The organism is Neisseria sp. Marseille-Q1983, from assembly GCF_018224585.1.
GTDB lineage: Bacteria > Pseudomonadota > Gammaproteobacteria > Burkholderiales > Neisseriaceae > Neisseria > Neisseria polysaccharea.
The window spans coordinates 20,974-28,071 of the sequence record NZ_JAGTUI010000029.1; the positions used below are offsets into that span (position 1 = coordinate 20,974).

The window sequence follows — 7,098 nt, forward strand, 5'->3', positions numbered from 1 at the left end:
ATGGTAAACCTTCTTCCCTGCATGGGGAAGCAAACAGCGCAACGGTACGGATATTTGAACCGCATTGCCGCAAAGGGGAGATTTTAGCTGGCAAGTATATCACAATGTTCCGCCTGAAACATAATATGCCGTCTGAAACGCCAATTCCGCCGTTCAGACGGCATTTTGCGATATGGGTGCTATAAATGGTCCTTGTGCGCCAAAATTTTACGGCTGCCGTTGAGGTCGGTGGGAGAAACGACACCCGCATTTTCCAGTGCCTCCATCAGGTTTGCCGCTCGGTTATAGCCGATACGCAACTGCCGCTGCAAAGACGAAATGGAGGTTTTTTTGCTTTCTAAAACATAGGCGACTGCCTGATCGAACAATTCGTCGCTGTCTGCATTTGGATTAACGATATTGGCAGTTTCCAGCGCGGCCTCACCGCTGAGCAGACCTTCAATATAGTCGGCTGGGGCTTGCGATTTGACGTAGTTGACAACCTGATGCACTTCGTCGTCTGAAACAAACGCGCCTTGCAGGCGGGTCGGTTCGGCACTGCCCGGTTGCAGGAACAGGGAGTCGCCGTATTTCAGCAGTTCGTCCGCGCCCATTTGGTCGAGGATGGTACGGCTGTCGATTTTGCTTTGCACGGTAAACGCCATACGCGTCGGGATGTTGGCTTTAATCAGGCCGGTAACGACATCGACACTGGGACGTTGGGTGGCGACAATCATATGGATACCGGCGGCGCGCGCTTTTTGGGCGAGACGGGCGATTTGCTGCTCGACGGCTTTGCGTTCCGTCATCATCAGGTCGGCAAGTTCGTCGATAACGACCACGATCATCGGCAGTTTTTCCAAAGGCTCGGGGCTGTCGGGGGTCAGGCTGAACGGATTGAGCAGCGGCTTGCCTGCCGCTTTTGCGGCTTCGACTTTTTGGTTGAAGCCTTCCAGATTGCGTACACCGGCGTGGGAGAGCAGGCGGTAGCGTTTTTCCATTTCGGCAACGCACCAGTTCAACGCCTGCCCCGCTTCGCGCATATCGGTTACAACCGGGCAGAGCAGGTGCGGAATGCCGTCGTAAATGCTCAACTCAAGCATTTTCGGGTCTATCATAATGAAGCGGACTTCTTCGGGCGTAGCTTTGAAAAGCATAGACATAATCATGCCGTTCACGCCGACGGACTTGCCCGAACCGGTCATGCCGGCGACCAAAAGGTGCGGCATTTTCGCCAAGTCGCCGACAACGGACGTACCGGCGATGTCTTTGCCCAGCGCGACGGTCAGCTTGGATTTGGCTTCGGCAAACACGGGCGAGGACAAGATTTCGCTCAACATCACGTCTTGGCGTTTGTCGTTGGGCAACTCGATGCCCATCGTGTTTTTACCTGCGATGGTTTCGACGATACGCACGGATTGCAGCGACATAGAGCGTGCCAAATCTTTAGACAGGGCAACGATTTGGCTGCCTTTTATGCCTTGCGCGGGTTCGATTTCATAACGCGTAATCACAGGACCGGATGTGGCGGATACGACTTCTACGCCGATGCCGAATTCTGCCAGCTTGGACTCGATCAGTTCGGCAGTGCGCTCCAATTCGGCGGGATTGATGCTGACGGGTTCGCCGTCGGGCAGGCGCAGCAGGTTTATGCCGGGCTTGTGGTATTCACCCGCCTGCCGAGGTTCGTCATCTTCAAACAGAGAAACCTGAATTTTGGGCGGCGGCGCGACGGAAACCGCGACGGATTTGCGGTTGCTGCTGCTGCCTTCGGGCAAGGCAACAGGTTTGGCCGTAATATTCTTGGCTTCTTTCACCATTCGCCGTGTATTTTGGGTATCGACACCGTCTGTTTTGGTATTCGACCGGCGTTTTCCTAAAGCCATGACCTTGCCGGATAAGGCACTCAGACGGTTTTGAACCGCCCTGCCCGCACCGTTCAAAAATTCCAGCCATGAAATCTGCACCAGCAGGGACAACGACAACAGCAGAACAACCAGGATAATCAGCAGGCTGCCCGATCTCCCCAACAGCCACGCAAACACTGCGCCGACGCGTATGCCGACCATACCGCCTGCTCCGACAGGCAGGGAGTCGGCATATTTTCCGCCCAGCACAAAATACTCCAAGACGGGGCTGAAGACCGTCAGGACAAACAGCGCGGCGGCAGCGATTTTGTGGTTGTATGCCTCGTTTTCCGTCCGTTTTGCGTGCAGGCGGAAATTTTTATACAGCACGACGCAGGCAGCCGCTATCCACCACCAGAATGACCAGCCGAAAAGATAATAGCCGACATCGGCAACATATGCGCCGAACAGTCCGCCCCAATTGGCGACATCTTCCACAACCGGCGAACTGTGCGACCAAGACGGATCGCCCATATCGAAACTAATCAGGGAAATCGCCAAATACAAGGTTGCCGCCAAACCCATCAGCCACAGTGCGTCGCCGATAAGGTTGACGACATGTTCGGGACGCGCCTTTTTGGTTTCGGTTTTCTGCAACTCTTTGACCGCCTTGAGCCGCTCGGAAACTTTATTGCCCCGTGCGCCGTTGTCGGCTTTCTTGTTGCGTGCGGACGTTGGGGACGGGCTTCCCGCCCTGCCTTTTGCTGTTTTTTTATGGGATTTTTCTGTCATGCCGTATTACCGGAAAATGCCGTCTGAAATAAGGAAGCCGGACGGCTTGCGGATTGAATATGGAAAGTGTCGGATTATACTCCATTTCTCCTGCTTTCATCCTGCAACAGACAGACATTGCCTTTCAGACGGCATATCTGTTGCCCGCCATATGTATTTTTACGCAGACCCTCGGCAAACCAGTATAATCCGTGCCGTTTGAACCGATTGAAAGAAGATGGTATGAACCAACTGAAACTTGCCGTTTCCGGCGCGCAGATTTTATTTGTGGCATTCGGCGCAATGGTGCTGGTTCCCCTGCTGACCGGTCTGAATCCGGCTCTTGCACTTTTGGGCGCAGGCTTGGGAACGCTGCTGTTCCAAATTACAACCAAACGTAAAGTGCCGATTTTTCTCGGTTCTTCGTTTGCCTTTATCGCACCGATCATCTACTCCGTCGGCGAATGGGGGCTGCCTTCCACTATGTTCGGACTGTTTGCCGCCGGCTTTATGTATTTTGTGTTTGCTGCGCTGATCCGTTGGCGCGGACTGGCGGCGGTACACAAACTGCTGCCGCCGGTCGTCATCGGCCCCGTCATCATGGTCATCGGTCTGTCTGTTGCCGTGGCGGCAAGCAGCATGGCAATGGGTCAGGCGGACGGCAAACAGGTCATCGACTATACCGATTCGCTGATTCTTTCCGGCTTTACCTTTGCCGTTACCGCCATCGTATCGGTTTTCGGCAGCAGGATGATGAAGCTGATTCCCATCTTGATCGGTGTCGCTTCGGGTTATGTTTTGGCACTGCTGATGGGACTGGTGGACACGGCAAGCATTGCACACGCGCCCTGGTTCGCCATTCCCCATTTTGAAACGCCTCAGGTCAACTGGCAGGCGGCACTGTTTATGCTGCCCGTTGCCGTCGCCCCCGCCATCGAACACATCGGCGGCATCATGGCAATCGGCAATGTGACGGGGAAAGACTATACGAAAGACCCGGGCTTGGACAAAACCCTTGCGGGCGACGGCTTGGGCGTGTGCGTTGCGGGTCTGATCGGCGGCCCGCCGGTTACAACCTACGGCGAAGTAACGGGTGCGGTGATGATTACCAAAAACAGCAATCCCGTCATTATGACTTGGGCGGCGGTTTTTGCCGTCTGCATGGCGTTTTTCGGCAAATTCAATGCGTTTTTGGCTTCCATTCCGATGCCAGTAATGGGCGGCATTATGCTGCTGCTGTTCGGCACGATTGCTTCTTTAGGCATCAAAACCCTGATTGATGCCAAAGTCGATTTGATGCTGCCGAAAAACCTGGTCATCGTCAGCTCGGTACTGACCACGGGCATCGGCGGCATGACGCTCAAATTGGGCAGCTTCAGCTTTGCCGGCGTGGGCTTGTGCGCCGTACTTGCCATTGTGTTGAACAGCCTGCTGCCCGATCCGAAAGAATCCTGACCGCTGATATGGAAATGCCGTCTGAACATCTTTCAGACGGCATTTTCCGTTTTATTTGAGATTTTGAATCAAAGAGCGCACAGTTCCGCCGTAATAAGAAGAAGATGTGCAATACACTGTTTCCAAGCCGCATTGTCCCTGTGCGCCGTATTTTTTGATGCACTGGTTGAGTGCGACCTGATGAACGCTCGTAAAACGCGGAGAAGTAATCACGACGGCGTTTTCAACGCGCATCGCGCCCAAGGCTTTCGGGTATGCCAGCGCGACACAGGTATTGTTCAGCGACACGACCGACCGGCATCCGGTCGGCTCGTCTTCGGCAATGCCCGCAAGCGTGTCCTGACCTTTGCAGAAGGCTTCCAACTCGGCAAACGCTTCGCCTTTCGTCGAATCTTCTTTTGTGGTTTTAACCTGCAAAACATCGTCCGCATTCTGCGGATTCTGCCAAACGGCGAGATAGCCGTAAGTATCGGCAGCCCGTGCCGCCGCAGTCATCAGGCATAGTGCCGATACTGCCAGTATCTTTTTCATCATGATAAATTCCCGACGGTTCGTCCAAATTCTGTTGCATTATAAACAAAAAGACAGAATACATCCCTGCTTTGCCGGTTTAGCCTTCCAAAACGGATTGCCGTTTCCGGCAGGCATCCGCATACTGCACGCCCCATGTATACCCCATAATAACACTTCAAATGCCGTCTGAAAAAGCGTTCAAGACGGCATAACACTAAAAAAGGAATACATCATGAGAAATGTCAGACAAATCTACCGTACCGACAGGCAACACCGGGTAGGCGACGGCTTCCCTGTCCGGTCTCTGTTTTCCCACATGGGCGACGACAGGGGAACGAATCCGTTTTTAATGCTCGACTATGCCGTACCTTATGAATTTGCACCCAATCCGAACCGCACCCCCGAGGTGTCTCCCCCCCCCACACACAAAGATTTTGAAACCGTAACCATCGCCTATCGCGGCGAAGCCGCACACCGCGACTCAAACAGAGGAGGCGGCGTGCAATGGATGACTGCCGGTTCAGGCGTCATCCATGAAGAATTCCATTCCGAACGCTTCAACAAAACAGGCGGGCTTTTTGAAATGGTACAGCTTGAGTCAATCTGCCCCCCGATACAAGAACACTCCGCCCCGCTACCTACACCTTGCCAAAGCCGCCATTCCCGTTGCGGCGCTTCCCGAAGGTGCAGGAAGTTTGCGGCTGATTGCCGGAAAATACGGGGAAGAAAAAGAAACAGCCAAAACCTTTACGGAAGTGAACGTTTGGGACATCGCCATTCATGCAGATAAGGAAACCGCTTTTGCCGTCCCCTGAAACGCACAACCCGTCCACCGTTGTTCTGCGCGGCAAACCGGTTTTCAACGGCAAGGAACGGGCAAATTCAAGAGAGCCGGTCGGATTTGGGCGCATCGGCGGTGAAGTGCGTATCCGCGTCGGCAATGAAGCAGCCGGCCTCCTGCCGCCCTCCGGCGTACCGATTGACGGATCGATGGCAGGATACGGCCCTTTCGTGATGAATACTGCCGAAGAAATCCGTCAGGCTTTCGCCGATTTCCGCAACGGCAGGTTTAGCAGAATAGATTGATTGTCCGACAAGCCGCAAAAAAATGCCGTCTGAAACTTCTTCAGACGGCATTTCCCTTTCAAGCTGCCACCGATACGGCAGACCCGCACCGACACCGAATCTGCATTGGGTATTTGCAGAAGCCGAACCTTTGAAAATCCAGCGTCCGTTGTCGCTCATTTGGGAACCGCCGATCGAAATGGCAGACCGTCCGCCATAATAGCCCGCGCCGACACCCAAGCCACCCGCACCCGGACGGCTGACCCAGCTGTCTCCCCGCCGATAACCACACCGGAAAGATTGACAGAAACATCGCCGGCAACAAACTCTTTGGATTCCACCCTATCAAGATTGCCAAGTTTCGGATTCAGCGAAATTTCGATATGATCTGCCTTCTCTTCGACGCGGATGTTACCACTGCCGTCTGAAGCCACTTTAACCGATTTTCCGGGTGAACCGTCCTGACCAGCTTCATCTTTATCGCCCTTATCACCTTTTTCACCCTTCAATGCAGCAGCAAAATCGGCTTCGGTTTTGCCGGTATTGCCCGGCAGTTCTCTCCAAATTTCGAACGCCGACTTGCCATCTGCACACGCGCCGCCTTCATCGCCCTTATCCCCTTTAAAATCAGGATTATTTTTCAGGCCGTCTTTACCGAGGGTAACGATGGTTTTGTCGGTATCCGTTGTATCGGCTTCGGTTTTCAAGCCGTCTTTAAACTCATAAAACTTGTTGAAGATGGTTTTAAAGTTGTTTTCCGTTACCACTTCGCTGCCGCCGGATTTCAACGTTGCCAATTCTTGAACGGCAGTATCATAGGCAGTAACGTTATTGCCGCCGATCAAATCGTCTTGGGTTTGAGCCGCACTTTTCAGCAGATTGTATCCCCAAACATTACCGGCAACCGAGGTTTTGGAATGTGAACCTAACACTACGCCGCCTTTTTCTGTCACAACGGCAAAGTTACCCAATGCCAAGCCGCCTTCTGCGGTAGCGGTGCTGCCTGTGCCGAAAGCACTGGCGTGTTTGCCGCTTGCACGTAATCTGTAACCGATTGCGCTAGCAAAATCTCCTTTATACGGGCGGATAAACCGATGGCAACGCCGTTGGCCGCATAGGCTCCAGCCCCAGCACCAATCCCAGTGTTTTTGATAGCCATAGGAACGGGAGTCCGTACCGACAACGATCGACCAGAAATATTTGCCTTCATTGGCCCGGTTTTTCGCGATTTCTTTTACCACGCTGGTTACAAAAACTTCCGGTGTGGATGAGCCTGAGCGTTCCGGTGTCGGTTTCGTATTTTGTTCACCGATGTACGAATGCGTACCGATCGACACACCGAATCCGGAGTGTTTGCCTGCTGTTGCCTGATGACCGATGGCAACCGCATCTTTACCGCTTGCCTTAGAATTTGGGGCTGTACTAGATTAGCCCTAAATTCCACACCAATCCCGTAGGATTTTAAGCT

General features: G+C 53.4%; 4 protein-coding genes and 3 pseudogenes. 2 read left to right on the top strand and 5 right to left on the bottom strand.

The features are described 5' to 3' along the window. Positions 1 to 179: 179 nt before the first annotated feature. Positions 180 to 2,618 carry a DNA translocase FtsK gene (locus tag KEM39_RS07740; RefSeq protein ID WP_118997906.1) on the bottom strand — a complete coding sequence of 813 codons (2,439 nt, stop codon included), beginning with the start codon at positions 2,616 to 2,618 and terminating at the stop codon, positions 180 to 182. A gap of 222 nt (positions 2,619 to 2,840) precedes the next feature. Here KEM39_RS07740 and KEM39_RS07745 point away from each other — a divergent pair, with 222 nt between their 5' ends. Further along, positions 2,841 to 4,052 (top strand): uracil-xanthine permease family protein, encoded by a 1,212-nt coding sequence (locus tag KEM39_RS07745; RefSeq protein WP_118997907.1) that lies wholly within the window; start codon positions 2,841 to 2,843, stop codon positions 4,050 to 4,052. A 51-nt stretch (positions 4,053 to 4,103) separates the two neighbouring features. Here the strand turns inward: KEM39_RS07745 and KEM39_RS07750 are convergent, their stop codons facing one another. Next, positions 4,104 to 4,586, bottom strand: coding sequence for a DUF4189 domain-containing protein (locus tag KEM39_RS07750; RefSeq protein WP_118997908.1), 483 nt, complete (start codon positions 4,584 to 4,586; stop codon positions 4,104 to 4,106). A 211-nt stretch (positions 4,587 to 4,797) separates the two neighbouring features. On the opposite strand from KEM39_RS07750, the pseudogene KEM39_RS12025 reads away from it, so the two are divergent. Then, positions 4,798 to 5,651 (top strand): annotated as a pseudogene (locus KEM39_RS12025) (pirin family protein). 126 nt (positions 5,652 to 5,777) lie between these two features. Here KEM39_RS12025 and KEM39_RS12030 read toward each other — a convergent pair. The 3 genes and pseudogenes from KEM39_RS12030 to KEM39_RS12040 all read right to left on the bottom strand — a co-directional run. Beyond that, positions 5,778 to 5,831, bottom strand: a pseudogene (locus KEM39_RS12030) (hypothetical protein); the annotation flags it as partial. Next, positions 5,807 to 6,967 (bottom strand): hypothetical protein, encoded by a 1,161-nt coding sequence (locus KEM39_RS12035; protein WP_118997909.1) that lies wholly within the window; start codon positions 6,965 to 6,967, stop codon positions 5,807 to 5,809. The gene KEM39_RS12035 and the pseudogene KEM39_RS12030, both read right to left, overlap by 25 nt. A gap of 21 nt (positions 6,968 to 6,988) precedes the next feature. Beyond that, positions 6,989 to 7,033: pseudogene (locus KEM39_RS12040) on the bottom strand (hypothetical protein); the annotation flags it as partial. Positions 7,034 to 7,098: the final 65 nt, after the last annotated feature.